Annotated in this window: 10 protein-coding genes; 7 read left to right on the forward strand and 3 right to left on the reverse strand. The window is 72.5% G+C overall.

Going from position 1 to position 14,955, the window contains the following annotated elements:
• Window positions 1–3 precede the first annotated feature (3 nt).
• A complete protein-coding gene (locus L1785_RS14675) occupies window positions 4–870 on the forward strand; it encodes a DUF3027 domain-containing protein (protein ID WP_236090015.1) in 867 nt (288 codons plus the stop codon).
• Window positions 867–4,289, forward strand: a complete 3,423-nt coding sequence (locus L1785_RS14680) for a sacsin N-terminal ATP-binding-like domain-containing protein (protein ID WP_236090016.1) — start codon at window positions 867–869, stop codon at window positions 4,287–4,289. Before L1785_RS14675 ends, L1785_RS14680 begins: the two co-directional genes overlap by 4 nt.
• A gap of 17 nt (window positions 4,290–4,306) precedes the next feature.
• Here the strand turns inward: L1785_RS14680 and L1785_RS14685 are convergent, their stop codons facing one another.
• On the reverse strand, window positions 4,307–4,729 hold the full coding sequence (locus L1785_RS14685) for a DUF2530 domain-containing protein (protein WP_236090017.1): 423 nt from the start codon (window positions 4,727–4,729) through the stop codon (window positions 4,307–4,309).
• A 320-nt stretch (window positions 4,730–5,049) separates the two neighbouring features.
• Here L1785_RS14685 and L1785_RS14690 point away from each other — a divergent pair, with 320 nt between their 5' ends.
• On the forward strand, window positions 5,050–6,561 hold the full coding sequence (locus L1785_RS14690) for a sugar transferase (RefSeq protein WP_236090018.1): 1,512 nt from the start codon (window positions 5,050–5,052) through the stop codon (window positions 6,559–6,561).
• 3 nt (window positions 6,562–6,564) lie between these two features.
• Here the strand turns inward: L1785_RS14690 and L1785_RS14695 are convergent, their stop codons facing one another.
• Window positions 6,565–7,116: an arsenate reductase/protein-tyrosine-phosphatase family protein gene (locus L1785_RS14695; protein ID WP_236090019.1), complete on the reverse strand. Its 552-nt coding sequence runs from the start codon at window positions 7,114–7,116 to the stop codon at window positions 6,565–6,567.
• Window positions 7,117–7,662: 546 nt separating this feature from the next.
• On the opposite strand from L1785_RS14695, the gene L1785_RS14700 reads away from it, so the two are divergent.
• The 4 genes from L1785_RS14700 (at window position 7,663) to L1785_RS14715 (ending at window position 13,426) form a co-directional block, all read left to right on the forward strand.
• On the forward strand, window positions 7,663–9,360 hold the full coding sequence (locus tag L1785_RS14700) for a DUF4012 domain-containing protein (RefSeq protein WP_236090020.1): 1,698 nt from the start codon (window positions 7,663–7,665) through the stop codon (window positions 9,358–9,360).
• 131 nt (window positions 9,361–9,491) lie between these two features.
• Window positions 9,492–10,019 carry an LPXTG cell wall anchor domain-containing protein gene (locus L1785_RS14705; protein WP_236090021.1) on the forward strand — a complete coding sequence of 176 codons (528 nt, stop codon included), beginning with the start codon at window positions 9,492–9,494 and terminating at the stop codon, window positions 10,017–10,019.
• 99 nt (window positions 10,020–10,118) lie between these two features.
• Window positions 10,119–11,654, forward strand: coding sequence for a sugar transferase (locus L1785_RS14710; RefSeq protein ID WP_236090022.1), 1,536 nt, complete (start codon window positions 10,119–10,121; stop codon window positions 11,652–11,654).
• 113 nt (window positions 11,655–11,767) lie between these two features.
• Window positions 11,768–13,426, forward strand: a complete 1,659-nt coding sequence (locus tag L1785_RS14715; RefSeq protein WP_236090023.1) for a tyrosine-protein kinase domain-containing protein — start codon at window positions 11,768–11,770, stop codon at window positions 13,424–13,426.
• A 15-nt stretch (window positions 13,427–13,441) separates the two neighbouring features.
• Here the strand turns inward: L1785_RS14715 and L1785_RS14720 are convergent, their stop codons facing one another.
• Window positions 13,442–14,884, reverse strand: coding sequence for a hypothetical protein (locus L1785_RS14720; RefSeq protein ID WP_236090024.1), 1,443 nt, complete (start codon window positions 14,882–14,884; stop codon window positions 13,442–13,444).
• Window positions 14,885–14,955: the final 71 nt, after the last annotated feature.

The raw sequence follows: 14,955 nt of genomic DNA on the forward strand, positions 1-14,955 counted from the left end.
TACATGGTGACGACGACTGCCGAGCCGGCCCTCCGGTCCCTGACACGGCGGGTCACGGCGCGCGTGAGCCGCGACGCCGTGCTGAACGGTGCCCTGGAGATGGCGCGCGCCGCGGCCCAGGAGGTGGCGGAGCGGCCCGAGGACGTCGGCGAGCACCTCGGCACGCTCCTCGAGGGCGAGCGGGTGGTCTCCCACCGGTTCGCTGCGACGATGCGGGGCTACCGCGGCTGGCACTGGACGGTGACGGTCGCGCGCGTGCCGCGCGGACGCACCGCCACCGTCAGCGAGGTGGAGCTGCTGCCCGGTGACGAGGCGATCCTCGCGCCGGCGTGGCTGCCGTGGGCGGAGCGCCTGCGCCCGGGCGACATCGGCTCGGGCGACGTGCTGCCGTTCCGCGCCGACGACCCGCGCCTCGAGCCCGGGTACACCCCCGGAAGCGACCCCGAGGCCGACATCGTCGCGATCGAGGAGCTGGCGCTCGCCCGCGCCCGCGTCCTGTCGCCGCGGGGCCGTGACGAGGCCGCCGAGCGCTGGTACCGCGGTTCGCGCGGGCCCACCGCGCCCGTGGCCGTCGCAGCCGCCGCAGAGTGCATGACCTGCGCGTTCCTCGTGCCGCTGTCCGGGTCGCTCGGGCAGCTCTTCGGGGTCTGCACGAACGAGTGGTCGCCCGACGACGGCCGCGTCGTCTCGCTCGACCATGGGTGCGGCGCCCACTCCGAGACCGACGTTGAGCCGCAGCCGAGCGAGTGGCCGGACGCCGCGCCGCTCATCGACGAGCTCCAGCTGGAGGTCGTGGCGAACGCACAGCCGGCAGACGCCGGAGCCACGGGCGACGAGGCCGACGCGCCGGGCCGCGACGCGACCCTGTGACCGCCGACGTCTTCGGCACCGCCGCGCTCCGGCGCGCGGTCGTCGAGGCGTGGCTCGCGTCCCCGACGCGCCTGCGGGAGGACGCCAACACCGAGGAGGACCACGCGCGCGGCTACTACCGCGACCGCGTGGTCGTCGAGCTCGCGCAGAACGCGGCGGACGCCGCTGCCCGCGCGGCCACGCCCGGTCGGCTGAGGCTCCGCCTCGAGCCCGTGGCCGACGTCGGGTCGCTCGGCGACCTTGGCGACCTCAGCGTGGCGGGATGGCGCCTCCTCGCCGCGAACACGGGCGCGCCTCTCGATGCCGAGGGCGTGGCGTCGCTGGCGTCGCTGCGCGCGTCGGCCAAGAGCTCCGGTCCCTCCCACCACGGGCACGCCTCCGGCGGCTCCGGTGGATCGGACGCACCTACCCACGGCGCAGAGGCCGGGCCTGTGGGGCGGTTCGGCGTCGGGTTCGCCGCCGTGCGTTCGGTGTCCGACGACGTCACCGTCCGCTCCCGCGCCGGCGGCGTCCGGTTCTCGCTGGCCGCGACCGAGCGGGTGCTGAGGCGCCTCGCCGAAGGGATGGCTCCCTACGCCGTCGCCTCCGGGACCTCGCACGTGGCGACCGGCGAGCACGCGCCGCCGCCCGGGACGAGCGCGGACCGAGGCGGGGTGCCCGCCTGGGTGAGCTCCGCCGTCGTGCAGCGGGGAAGCGCCCTGCCTGTGCTTCGCCTGCCGTTCCCCGCGCCTGCGACAGGGGCGGACGAGCCGGACACCGTGGTCGAGCTGGTGCTGCGGGACGACGCCGCCGTCGCGGCGGTGCGCGCCCAGCTCGCCGCCCTCGACGACGCGCTGCTGCTCGCCCTGCCCGCGCTGACGGAGGTCGTCGTGGAGGCCGCGGGGGAGCGGCGCGTGCTGCGCGACGTCGGCGACCGGCGGCTCGTGCATCGCGCGTCGGGCGGGCTCGACGTCGACCCGGACCTGCCCCTGGAGGCGCGCCGGCAGGATTGGTCCGTCCTGTGGGCGCTTCCTCGCCCGGGCGCCATCGACGTCTCGGGCGGCTTCGGCGAGGGTCCGGGCCCCGCGGGCGCCCGTCGGGTGCCGGCCGTGCTGCACGCGCCGACGCCGACCGACGTGCCGCTGTCGTTCCCCGCGCTGCTCGTGGCGTCGTTTCCCGTCGACCCGGGCCGCCGGAGCGTGCTGCCCGGCGCGACGACGGACCGCCTCGCCGCCGAGTCCGGACGCGCCTACGCGGCGTTCCTCGGCGAGCTCGCCGAGGGCGGTAGCTGGGTGGGAGACGTGCTCGACCTCATACCGGCCGGCCTGCCCGCCGGCGAGCTCGACGCCGCGATCCGCGCGGCGGCCGCCGACGCGCTGCGCGACACCGCGCTCCTGCGGGCCGTCGCGCCGGACGGGAAGCCCGCCGACACCGACGCGGACGCCGACACCGACCGCGCTGACGGGGCCTCCGCCGACGCGCCCCTGCGCACCGCCCGCCTGGTCGCGCCGCGCGACGCGCTGCTACTCACCGGGCCGCTCGGCGAGGACCCCGCCGTCGCGGCGGCGCTCGCGCCGGCGGCGCCCGACGGGTCGCTCGTCGCCCTGCCGCGCCGGCACCACGCGCTCGCCCGATCGCTCGGGGCGCGCACCGCGGACCTCGCCGACCTCCTCGACGCCCTGCCCGCCGAGCCCGAGACGGCCCGTGCGGCGTACGAGGCGCTCGCCGCGCACGTCGGGGACCCGGCCGTGCTGGAGGCGCTCGCGGCGGCTCCGGTGCCGCTCGCCGACGGCCGGACCGCTCGCGGTGCGCGCGGCGCGGTCCTCCTTCCCGCCGACGCCGGCCGGATGGGTGACCTCGCGCGCGCCCTCGGCCTCCGCGTCGTCCACCCGGCCGCCGCGCACCCGGTCCTCGCGCGCGTCGGCGCTCTGCCGACGACGCCGCGAGCCCTGCTGGACGACCCGTCGGTCCGCGCGTCGGCCCTCGGCGCCGCCGGGGCGATCCTCGACGACCGCCTGCCGCCCGGCCCCCGCGTGGGCGCCGAGCCGTGGGCCGACGACGCCGAGCCAGACCCGTGGGCGGTCGTGGAGGCGGTCCTCGAGCTCGTCCGCCTGGCCCTGGCCGACGACGGTTCCGACGCCGCGTTCCCGTTCTGGCTCGGCGAGCTACCTGTGGTGACCGCGGACGGCGACCTCGCGCCCTTGCGGGAGACCACAGTTCCCGGGTCGTGGGCGGAGGGCGCGTTCCCGGGCCTGGCGCCGGTCGCGGACGACGCCGTCGGCGCGTGGGGACCCGCCGTCCTGGCCGCCGCGGGCGCGCACCTGGATCTTGTGGTCTACCGGGTCGTGAACGTCGTGACCCCTGACGCGGGAGAGGAGCCCGGCGAGGACGAGGTGGCCGGCTGGCTCGACGGCTGGGAGGACTACCTCGACCATCTCGCCGGGCTGCTGGGCCCCGGGGCGTGGGCGGGCGACCTCGAGGCCGTCGGTGACCTGGACGCGGTCGCCGGGGACGACGACGGCCACGCACCCACTGACGAACTCGCCCGGCGGTGGCGCGAGGTCCTCGCCCGCCTCGCGGACGACCCGGCAGCTCGCCAGGCGCTCCTCACCCCGGTGCGCTCGCCCGACGGCACGGGTTCGGCGCCGTCGTACACGGCGTGGTGGCTGCGCCGCGAGCTCGGCGCGCCGTTCGCGCTCCACCGCGGAGCGCCCCTGCTCCCGCCCGCACCGCCGGTGGTGTCCGGCCTCGACGTACCCGTCCTGCGCGCCCTCGGCGGCGTCCCGGACCTCGCGGCGGTCGGGCCGCGTGACTGGCCGGCGGTTCTCGCCGCGTTGCCCGAAGCTGGAGCCCGCCTCCCGGCAGACGTCGCCCTGGCGGTGTGGTCGGGCCTGGCTGGGCTCGCGCAGAGGGGCCGGCGGGGCGGCACGCCGCCGGTGCTCGACCCGCTGCCGGACCGGCTCCCCGCGATGGGTCCGGGCGGTGGCATCACCGTGGTGGACGCGGACGACCTGGTCGTCGCCGCGTCCGAGCTCGGCGGCCAGCTCGAGTGGGCGGACGGCAACGCGGTCGTCCCCGCACCGGCCGACGTCGCACGGGCCGTCGCCGAGATGCTGGACCTGCCACTGGTGGGCGACCCGGACGACGTCGGCCGGCTGCGCGCCGACGACGCCGGTGACCCGCGCGACCTCGACCCGCGCGTGCAGGCCCTCGCACCCGGTCTGCCCAGAACGTGGCAGGCGCACGACCGGCTGACGGTCGACGGGCGCGAGGTCGCATGGTGGGTCGACCCGGACGGGACCGCGCACGCCACCGGCGAGCAGGGCCTCGCCCGCGCGCTCGCCGAGGTCTCGGGCGTCGACCGGTTGCTGCTGGAGGCGGCGCTGCGCGAGCCCGGCCGGGCCGGTACCCTCGCGGCGGAACAGGCCTGGCTGGCCTGATGGGCGCTACCGCCCCGTCAGGAGCGGGGCGGATCCTCAGCCTTCCGGGCTCTGGCGGACTCTCCCTGGTCCTCGGTGCGGTCCTCGGTGCGGTCCTCGGCGACGCCTCCGAAGGCGTCCGCGGCGGCGTCTGCGCCGCGCTCCGCCGGGCCTTCTCCGGCAGCCGGCGCGGCCTCGGCTGCCGGCTCCTCCGGCGGAAACTCCTCCGGGTGCCGTCGCGCCCACAGGAGCCCGAGGCCGCCTAGCCCGATGCCGGCGCCGCACGTCGCGAGGACCCGGACGTCGCCGGCCCCGGTGAGCAGCAGGACGAGGTTCACGACGAGAGCGACCGCCCAGAGCGTCATGCCGAGCTGGAAGACGGTGCGCAGGTCGGCACGTGGAGGAGGCGGGCTCGGCCGGCGCTTTTCCGGGTGCGCCAGGAAAGTCGCGAAGGAGGGCACGCGGCCAGTCTAGGGAGGCTGACCGCACCGGCGCGGGAGGCGGGCCGCCAGACGTGCTCGGGCCAACCGGCCGACAGGGTGAAACCCCAGGTCAGAGCCCGGGTGAAACCCCGGGTGAAAGGGCCCACGACTCCTCGCTCCGGCGGCTTGCGCTCCTAGCATTCCGAGCAGCCGCCCCGTCGACGCAGGACGTCCGTCCATCCCCGGCACGTCCGCCCGTCAGACGGGGCGAGCCCGGTTCCGGAACAAATGACCGTTTCGGAATCTATATCGGGATAACCGCCGAGACGTCCGAGCCCCTCCCGGAGAGGACCCTGAGCGTGACGACACTGGACGAAAGAAGTAGGGCACGGCACCTGCTGAGCGGGCCCGTGACGCTTCCCGTGCCCCGAGTCCGAGACGTCCGCCCCGCTGCGCCGGCGCGGACCCGATGGCAGGTCGGCTACCGCCGCCGCGTGCTGGCGACCGACGCCGTCGTCGTCGTGGCCATCACCGCGATCGTCCACCTGCCGCTTCTGGACAGCCTGCGTGAGGCCCCCGGTTCGGGCCGCTCGCTGCTCCTCTCCGCCTGCGTGGCGGTGCTCTGGCTCGTTGCGCTGCTGGCCGGTCGGGCCTACGACGAGCGGCTGCTCGGGCGGGGACGTACCGAGTACCGGCGCCTCGTCGACGCGACGTGGCGGCTCTTCGGGCTGCTGGCCGTGGCGGCCTTCCTCGGGGGCGTCGCGGAGGCGCGCGCCTACCTCGTGGTCGTCGCCCCGGTGGGACTCCTGGGTCTGGTCACCGCTCGCTACGCCTGGCGGCAGTGGCTGCACAGACTGCAGCTGCGGCGCGAGGGCTGGACCACGAAGGTGCTGGCGGTCGCGAGCCGCGCGCACGCGGTCCTCCTGATCGAGCGGCTGAACGCGCCGATCGGGCACGGCTACGAGGTCGTGGGAGTGTGCGTGCCGGCCGGCGACATGGCGTTGGGCGAGGAGATCAACGGCGTGCCGGTCCTGGGCGACGTGAGCCTCGCGGGCGAGGCCGCGGCACTGGTCGGGGCCGACGCGGTCGTGGTGAGCGGGTCGGACGAGATCACGTCCGAGGACGTCCGCCGCGTCGGCTGGGACGCCGAGCGGGCAGGGGCCGACTTCTTCCTGGCCGCCGAGCTCGCCGACGTGGCCCCGCGGCGCGCGGCTGTTGCACCTGCGCCGGGGATGTCGCTGGTGCACGTGGCGGCGCCCCGGTTCCGCAGCGCGAAGCTCGTGGTCAAGCACGTCCTGGACTGGTGCGGGGCGGCCCTGCTCACCGTGCTCGGCGCGCCGGTGATGATGCTGGTCGCGCTGGCCGTGGTGCTCGACGACCCGGGCTCGCCGTTCTACCTCCAGCGCCGCGTGGGACGCGACGGGCGCTCGTTCAAGATGGTCAAGTTCCGCACCATGCGTCAGGGTGCTGACGGCCAGGTCGTGACACTGACCGACTCCAACGAGGCTGCCGGCCCGCTGTTCAAGATCCGCAACGATCCTCGGGTGACCCGGCTGGGACGAATCCTCAGGCGGTTCTCGATCGACGAGCTGCCCCAGCTCTTCAACGTCCTCGCCGGCCAGATGAGCCTGGTGGGCCCCCGGCCCCCGCTCGAGCGAGAGGTTCTGAGGTACTCGTCCCGGATGCGCCGCCGGCTCCTGGTGAAGCCGGGCCTGACGGGCCTGTGGCAGGTCGCCGGCCGGTCCGACCTGTCCTGGGAGGAGTCGGTCCGCCTCGACGTCTTCTACGCCGAGAACTGGAGCCTCCTCGACGACGCCCTGATCCTCATGCGGACGGCGCGCGCGGTGGTGTCAGGCCGGGGAGCCTACTGAGGCTCACGAGCGCAGGGCCATCACGATGGGCACGAGGGCGGTCCGGATCTGCTGGTAGGACTCGCGGTACGTGCGCTCGGAGCGTCCGTAGGGGTCGACGACGTCGTCGTCGTGGCTGCGCCCGGCGTGCCGCGGGCGCTCGAGCAGCGCAGCGGGGACGAGGGCTGCCAGACGTTCCGCGTCGGAGCTGCCGGGAGCCGACCCGGGAGCGAGGGTGCCGGCGAGCCGGGCGAGCTCGCGCAGGGTGAGGGTGCGGCGCACGGCGGCCGGCTCGCGGTCGACGATCCACGCGCGGTGGGCAATGGTCAAGGCCAGGACAAGGTCTGCCCCTCGGATCATCTCGGTGGTGACCTGGCGCGCCACGAACCCGCCGGACCCGAACCCGTCGGCAGTGAGCAGCGCGCCCATCGGCGGCGAGATCCCCGCCCCGACCACCGCGTTCGTCCCCGCGCTTGCGACCGCGACGCTCGGGTCGAGCGTTGCGCGCAGCAGCGTCTCGACCGCTGGAGAGCGGCAGATGTTCCCGGTGCACACGGTCAGGACGGTAAAGGGCATGGAATATCCTCCCAGAAATATGTCTGATTCGCACGGCTCATCGAGAGGCGGCGCGGGAATGGGCATGGTATTCGCCATTGCGTGTTTCCCGGGTGTTGCGCGCGAGGGCCTCGGCGGTGAATTCATGCCGTGTCTTTCGGCAGGACCAGATGAACCGCCGCAGGTAACGTAACGGCTACTGTCACCGTTCTCGCGCCGAATCGGGGGATTTCGCCCGGGGTGGTGGCGGACGTTGTCGACGTCGGCGGAGGGGGCCGGATGACTCATCCGGGTTGGGGCGACAAGTGGACGGACGCGTCGGAGCTCGTGCCGGGCCAGGGGCCCGTCGGAACGAGACCGGCGCGCACCACGCCATTCGTGGAGAGCGGTCCGGTCCCGAGGGTTGCCGGCACACAACCTCGCGAGGTCCGGGCACCTCGACCGCCGTCGGGCGGCTCCCGGGGCCGGCCGGCGAAGGTGTGGCAGAAGCCGCCCGAGCCGAAGCGGACCCTCTGGACGCATCGGCGACGCAGGAATCTGCGGATCGCGCTGAGGTGGCTCGGCGGCGTGGCGGGAGTGCTGCTGGTGCTCCTGGGCCTCGTCGCCTTCGACTCCGTCCGCGCCCGGGCGGCGCTGGCCGACGCGGCCACCGAGGTGTCGCGGCTGAAGGCCGACGCCGTGGCCGGGCGCACCGAGAACCTCGACGTGACGATCGCCGCGCTCCAGGAGGACGCCGGTCAGGCGCGGGCGGCGACGAGCGGCCCGCACTGGGCGATCGCGGGCCGGCTGCCCGGCGTGGGTCCCACCGTGGCTGCCGTCGCGACGATGGCCGACGTCGTCGACGACCTGGCGAACGGGCCGCTGCCCGATCTCGCGGGCGTCGTACGGCTCGCCAGCCCCGCGACGTTCGCACCCGTCGACGGTCGGGTCGACCTCGGCCCGTTGCAGGAGGTCGCGCCCGACGTCGTGCGGGCCGACGAGTCGATCGACGCCGCGCTGCAGCGCGTGACGCGCCTCGACGGGGCGATGCTGCCCCCCGTGCGCGAGGCCGTGACGCAGCTCCGTGGGCAGCTCGAGGACCTACGGATGACCTCCGCGACCGCCGCGCGCGCCGCCCGGCTCATCCCCCCGATGCTCGGGGCCGACGGGCCGAGGGACTACCTGGTCCTGGTGCAGAACAACGCCGAGCCACGTGCGCTCGGCGGGATCGTGGGCTCCGTGCTCGTGCTGCGCGCAGAGGGCGGGGTCGTGTCTCTGGTCCAGCAGCTGCCCGGGCAGAAGGTCGGTCCGTTCCCCGAGCCGGTCGTCCCGCTGAGCGAGGACGAGCAGCTGGTGCTCGGCGACGAGGAGATGGCCCGGTGGATGCAGAACGTCACCATGACGCCCGACTTCCCGCGGGCGGCGCAGGTGGCGCGCGAGATGTGGCGGGCTCACACGGGGCAGGAGGTCGGCGGTGTGCTCGCCGTCGACCCGGTGCTCCTGGCCGATCTGCTCGCCGTGGCGGGGCCGATCGACGCCGGGCCGGGCGGGACGCTCCAGGGTGACGCGCTCGTGGACTACCTGCTCAACGGGGTCTACAGGACTCAGGAGCCGAGCGTCCAGGACGCGATCTTCGCCGATGTCGCGGAGCGTGCCTTCGAGACGCTGTCGGAGGGCACCGGGGACTCGGTGGGGCTGATCAACGCGCTCTCGATCGCCGCACGGGAGGGGCGCCTCCTGGTGTGGTCCGCCGACCGTGACGAGGAGGACCTGCTCGCGGGGACGGTCCTGGACGGGGCGCTGCGTGGCGTGAACGAGGAGTCGCCGGTGATCGGCATCTTCGCGGAGGGCGTCGACGCGGCGAAGATCGGCTACTACCTCGACACGGCGGTGGAGGTGGCCGAGCGCAGGACGCGGCCCGACGGGTCGCGCGAGCTCGAGGTCACCGTGCAGTACACCTCGAGGGTGGACGCCGCGGGTGTGGGAGAACTCCCTGCCTACGTCACCGGGCCAGATCTCGCGCACGCAGGCGAGATCCGCATTCGTTCTCTCGTCTATGCACCTGCCGGTGGATCGTTGATCAATTCCACCGTAAATGGCGAGGAAATCGGACTTTCCCCCCAGGTGCACAACGCGTTGCCTGTTGCATCACGTTCTGTCGTGATCCGCCCTGGCGAGACAACCGCCATGACCTATGCAATTATCACCGGGAAGCGTCAAACCGGGGATGTCCTGATACGGGTCACGCCAGGCGCTCGGCCGGCCTCGGTGACATTCAGGAATTGAATCCCCGCCCAGAACGACAACACGACCCAGGGGGCGCGCACCGCGGCTGAACATGCCCGGGCGCGCGGTCAGGTGCTTGAGGAGCCTCGGCACTTTACGCGCAACAGTTGGCCAATACAGGGGGCAGAGCCATGCTTCGACGCCTTATCAGTGCTGCTGGGATCGCTCTCGCGGTCCTCGTCGCGCCGGCCGGGACGGCCGCCGCCGACATCTACACGCCCGACCCGGAGCCGTACACGGTCTTCGTCTCGTCGAGCACCATCACCGCCGGCACGCCCTTCAGCGTGCTCGCGACCGGACCGGACGGTCAGGTGTTCCTCACCGTGTCCGGCGCCGCAGCGGCGGACGGCGCGGTGGAGATCGCCGGTGTGACCACGGAGACCATCGTGGTCGACGCGGACGGCACCACCAGGTCGGTGACCGTTCCGGCGGCGGGCACCTACCAGGTCTACGTCACCGACGCGGCCGGGAACGTCATCTCGAACGTCGCCACCATCACCGCCGTGGCTGCTGCCACCGGCGGCGTTCTGCCCGTGACCGGTGCGAGCAGCACTCCGTACCTCGTGCTGGCAGGTGCACTCCTGCTTGCAGGTGTGACGGCGCTCGTGGCGATCCGCGCTCGCGCTCGCGGCCGCAGGACCGAGTCGACCGCCGTCTGAGCTGCTGGGCTGCCGCACGCGCTGCGCTCTGCCGCGAAAGACGGCGGGGCGCAGCGCGCGGCTTTCCTGCGGCGGTCAGTTCGGGCCGAGGAGTAGATCGTGACGATCGAGAGGGACGTGGCGGCTGCCGACCTGCTCGCCGGCCATCCGTCGGATCGCCAGCCTCGCCGGGTCGCCGTAGCCGACCCCGCGCAGGGGCCGGACAAGCGGCGGACGCTGCGCTGGCAGGACATCCTGGTGCGGCGAACGCTCGCGGTGGACGTCGTCGCGGTGACCGTCGCCGTGGCGGCCGGGTACTTCGTGCGGTTCGACACGCACACGGACGTGAGCCTGCTCGAGCCGCGCGGCGGCATGTATGCCCTGATCTCCGTGGTCCTGGTGGAGGCCTGGGTGATCGCGCTGGGCGTCGCCGGCTCCCGGAGCCCGCAGGTGCTCGGTCACGGTCGCGAGGAGGCCGTCCGGGTCGCCAGGGCATCGTTCGGGCTCTTCGGGCTCGTCGCGGTGGTCTGCTACCTGATCAAGTTCGATCTCGCGCGGTCGTACGTCGCCGTCGCACTGCCCGTCGGGCTCACCCTCGTGCTCTTCGCGCGCTGGCTGCTGGTGATTCGCCTGCACCGAGAGCGCAGCCGGGGTTTGCACCTGCGGCGCACCCTGCTCGTCGGGGCGTGGGGGCCGGTTCACGATCTCGGGCTCCGCCTCAAGCGCGAGCCGGGCGCCGGTTTCGACGTCGTCGGGGTGTGTCTCGCCGGACCGATCGGAGACGTCGGCTCGTCTCCGGTCGCCGATGCTCCGATCGTGGGGACCATGGAGCAGGCCGCGGCCGTCGCCGAGAGCTTCGGAGTCGACGCTGTCGTCGTCGCAGCAGCCAACGAGGCGACACCCAAGGTCATCAAGCAGCTCGCCTGGGACCTCGAGCCCTTGAGGGCGGAGCTCGTCGTCGCCCCGGGCCTCGCGGACGTCTCCAGTCCGAGGATGGTGGTGACGACGGTCGACGGTCTCCCGGTCCTGAAGGTGACGCCGCCCGGCTACACGGGGGTTCAGCACGTCGTGAAGCGAGCAGCCGACGTCGTCCTGTCGGCGGTCATGCTCGCGATCCTGCTCGGGCCGCTCCTGGTGCTCGGTTGCCTGGTGCGATCGACCAGCTCGGGTCCTGCTCTCTACAAACAGCGGAGGGTCGGGCTCAACGGCAGGCCGTTCACGCTCTACAAGCTGCGGTCGATGTACGTCGACGCCGACGAGCGACGGCAGCACCTGCACGCGCTCGACCAGGGAGCGGGAGTCCTCTTCAAGATCCGGAACGACCCCCGCGTGACGCCGCTCGGACGGCTGATGCGCAGGTACTCGCTCGACGAGTTCCCCCAGCTCTGGAACGTCCTGCGGGGCGACATGAGCCTTGTCGGCCCTCGTCCGCCGCTCGAGCGCGAGGTGGAACGGTACGACGCCGCCGCTCGTCGGCGACTGCTCGTCAAACCGGGCGTCACCGGGCTCTGGCAGGTCGGCGGGCGGTCCGATCTCTCGTGGGAGGACAGCGTGCGGCTGGATCTCTACTACGTGGAGAACTGGTCCTTCCTCGGGGACGTGGCCATCTTGTTGCGGACGGCTCGGGCGGTCATGTTCCCGAGCGGTGCCTACTGACGGCTGTCCCGGAACGAACATGCGCGAACGAATGCCTCGTGTTGAACTGATTTGACCGACTCAGATTGAAAAGTACCGACGTTGACCGTGCCGCGACGCACGCAGGGGGACTCATGGAGCTTGCCGACTACATCAGGCTGGTACGGAACCGCTGGGGATGGCTCGTCGCCCTCGCCGCGATCGGGCTGGCGATCGGCCTTCTGTACTCGCTGGCTTCCACACCGATGTACCGCGCGTCCGCCCAGGTGTTCGTCTCGCTGCGCGGTGGTGATTCGACCAGTGAGCTCGTCCAGGGCACGACGTTCACCGCCAAGCAGGTGAGGTCGTACACGGAGCTGGTGAAGAGCCCGCGCGCCCTCGAACCGGTCATCGAGCAGCTGGGCCTCGACGCCACTGCGACCTCGCTCGCGGGCCGGGTGGAGGCGTCAGTGCCCAAGGACACCGTCCTGATCAACATCGAGGCGACAGACGCGTCACCGACCGTCGCCGCCGACATCGCGAACGCGACCGCTGCGAACCTCGCGGTGCTCGTGGCGGAGATCGAGAACTCGCCGGCGGCGAGCGAGTCGACGGTTGAGCTGAGCGTCGTGAGGTCAGCGACACCGCCGGGTGCGCCGGCGTCGCCGAACACCAGGATGAACGCCGGGCTCGGGCTCGTGCTCGGCCTGGCACTGGGGGTCGCCGCGATCCTTCTCCGCGAGATCCTGGACACCAGGGTCCGGACGCCGGAAGACGTGCGGGCCGTCACGGATGCTTCGGTGATCGGGATGATCTCGTACGACGAGGAGGCCACGCAGCACCCGCTCATCGTCCAGGAGAGCCCGCACAGTCCCCGGGCGGAGGCGCTCCGAAGAGTTCGGACGAACCTCCAGTTCCTGACGCTGGACGGTGACGGCCGGACTCTGGTCATGACGTCGGCGATCCCGGGGGAGGGCAAGTCCACGACGAGCATCAACCTCGCGATCACGATGGCCGATGCAGGCTCGCGCGTGATCATCGTCGACGCGGACCTGCGTCGTCCTTCGGTGTCGAAGTACATGGGACTCGAGGGAGCCGTGGGTCTCACGACCGTCCTCATCGGGCGAACGACCCTCGAGGACGCGGTCCAGCCGTGGGGCAACCAGAACCTTCACGTGCTGCCATCAGGGCAGATCCCCCCGAACCCGAGCGAGCTGCTCGGGTCCCGGCAGATGGCGGACCTGCTCAAGGTGCTGCGGGACACGTACGACATCGTCATCCTCGACACCGCACCGCTTCTTCCCGTGACGGACGGTGCCGTCCTCGCGAAGCTGGCCGGTGGCGCGGTGATCGTCGTCGGCGCGGGACTGACGCACCGGCCACAGCTCGCGGAGGCGATGGATGCGCTCGCCGCCGTCGATGCCCGTGTCCACGGCATCGTCCTCAACAGGATGTCCCTCGAGGAGGACGCCGGGTACCGGTACCGGTACTACGAGTACTCCTCCGAGGAGCCTCACACCGGGGCCGCGCCGAGCCGCTTGCAGCGTGGGCTCAGGCGGATGGGATTCGGCAGGCCGCGGCACGTGCGCAGGCCGCCTGACTGGCACCCTTCGACCGCATCGGTGGAGGCGGTCCCGGAGCCTGGGCCCCGGCGCGGACCCGTCGGCGGGGTGCAGGCGTCGCCCGAGGGCGTGGCAGCCCACCCGTTCTCACCGGTGACCGACGGGGCCCCCGGGGCGATCCCCGAGGACGAGGCGACCGCGCTCCAGGGTGGGGCGGCACGCACGCGCGATGCCCGGGTACGGACCGTGTGACCTCGGCAGTGCACGTCAGCCCTGAGCACTCCCGGCGTCTGCCGGGATGTCCCGGGCCGGCCCCCACTCGATCGACAGGTCACGCTCCGAGATGGTCCCGTAGTCCTCGCGGGTCTGGTTCAGGATGAGGTCACGACCGATAACCAGCCCGATGATGATGAAGTACGGCGCGGACGAGTTCGGGCTCAGCGCAACCTCGTTGAACGCCGCATTGATGGTTATCCCGATGAGGAGTCCGACGGTCAGGAGGCGCGCACGCCGGGAGCGAACTCGCAGCGCTGCGCGCACCAGGGCGACGAAGAACACGGCATAGGCGATCCCGCCGACCAGCCCGAGCTGGCCGAGAACCATCCCGAACCCGCTCTCGCTCACATCGGTCTCGGCCCCTTCGGTAAAGAGCGTCGACAGTACGCCGATGTTCCCCATCCCACGGCCGAGCGGATGCTGGGGCAGCTCGACGAATGCTGCGAGGAGTCCGCCGACGTGCGCATCGACGCTGCCCGTCGAGTTGTCGGTGGCGAATCCGTAGAAGTAGAGGCCCGCCCCGCCGGCAGCGACGACGGCGAGGAAATGGTTCGTCCGTGACGAGAAGTACCGGGTCCAGAACGCGCTGAAGGCGAGGAAGCTGACCAGCGCACCCTTGCTGAGGGCCAGGACGCTGGCAAAGACCGCAAGGACCGCGGCCAGTCTGGACCGCAGCGCCCACGCGGCCATGAAAGCGGCGAACAGGAACGTGCCGAAGTTGACCGGGTCGGCGAACGGGCCGACCATCCTGCGTGTCTGTCGGCCACCGATCAGCTCCGACGAGTAGAAGTTGTTCGGGATACCGGTCGTGCCGTTCACGCCGATGTCCTTGCCCTCCCAGAGGCCGGCGATGCCGAGCTCCTGCCAGAAGCGGGGCGTCGTGACCTCCACGAGGCCGAACACGACGGCGAGCACGCAGAGTGCGACGAGCGACGACAGGTACTTGCGCGGGCTGGCGAACCGGCTGGCGAGCAGGCCGATGGAGAAGAAGAGCATCGGCGTGATCAGGTTTCGGTACGACGCCAGCGCCGGGATGATCGACGCCTGGAACAGCAGGGTCAAGGCCATGCCGTAGGCCGTGATCGCGATCAGGGTGGCGGCTGTGACGCGATGGAGCGTGCGCCACTCGCCGGTCCGAGCGACCGCGACCCGCGAACGAGATCCGCAGAGCATGACCCAGACGACGCCGGCTATCACGAAGTTGATGACGACCGCGAACTGCAGCTCCGCCTTGTCGAAGGCGTCGACGGCTGTGAGCAGATAGACGTTCTGCGTCGCCGAGATGATGGTGGGGATCAGGAGAAAGAACGCGATGTCGCGTTGCCGCTGCAGATGGAGGGCAAGCGGCACGACGATCGTGAGGAATCCGAGGCAGAGCACCGTGACGACATAGGCGGTGGTCGGCAAGAGCGGTGCGAGCAGGAGGCCCGCCACGAACAGGCCGAGCAGGCATAGCGGGACAATGCTGGTTGATTCGGACTTACCTCGCCGTCGGACAGTTGATG

The organism is Antribacter soli, from assembly GCF_021568775.1.
Taxonomy (GTDB): Bacteria; Actinomycetota; Actinomycetes; order Actinomycetales; family Cellulomonadaceae; genus Antribacter; species Antribacter soli.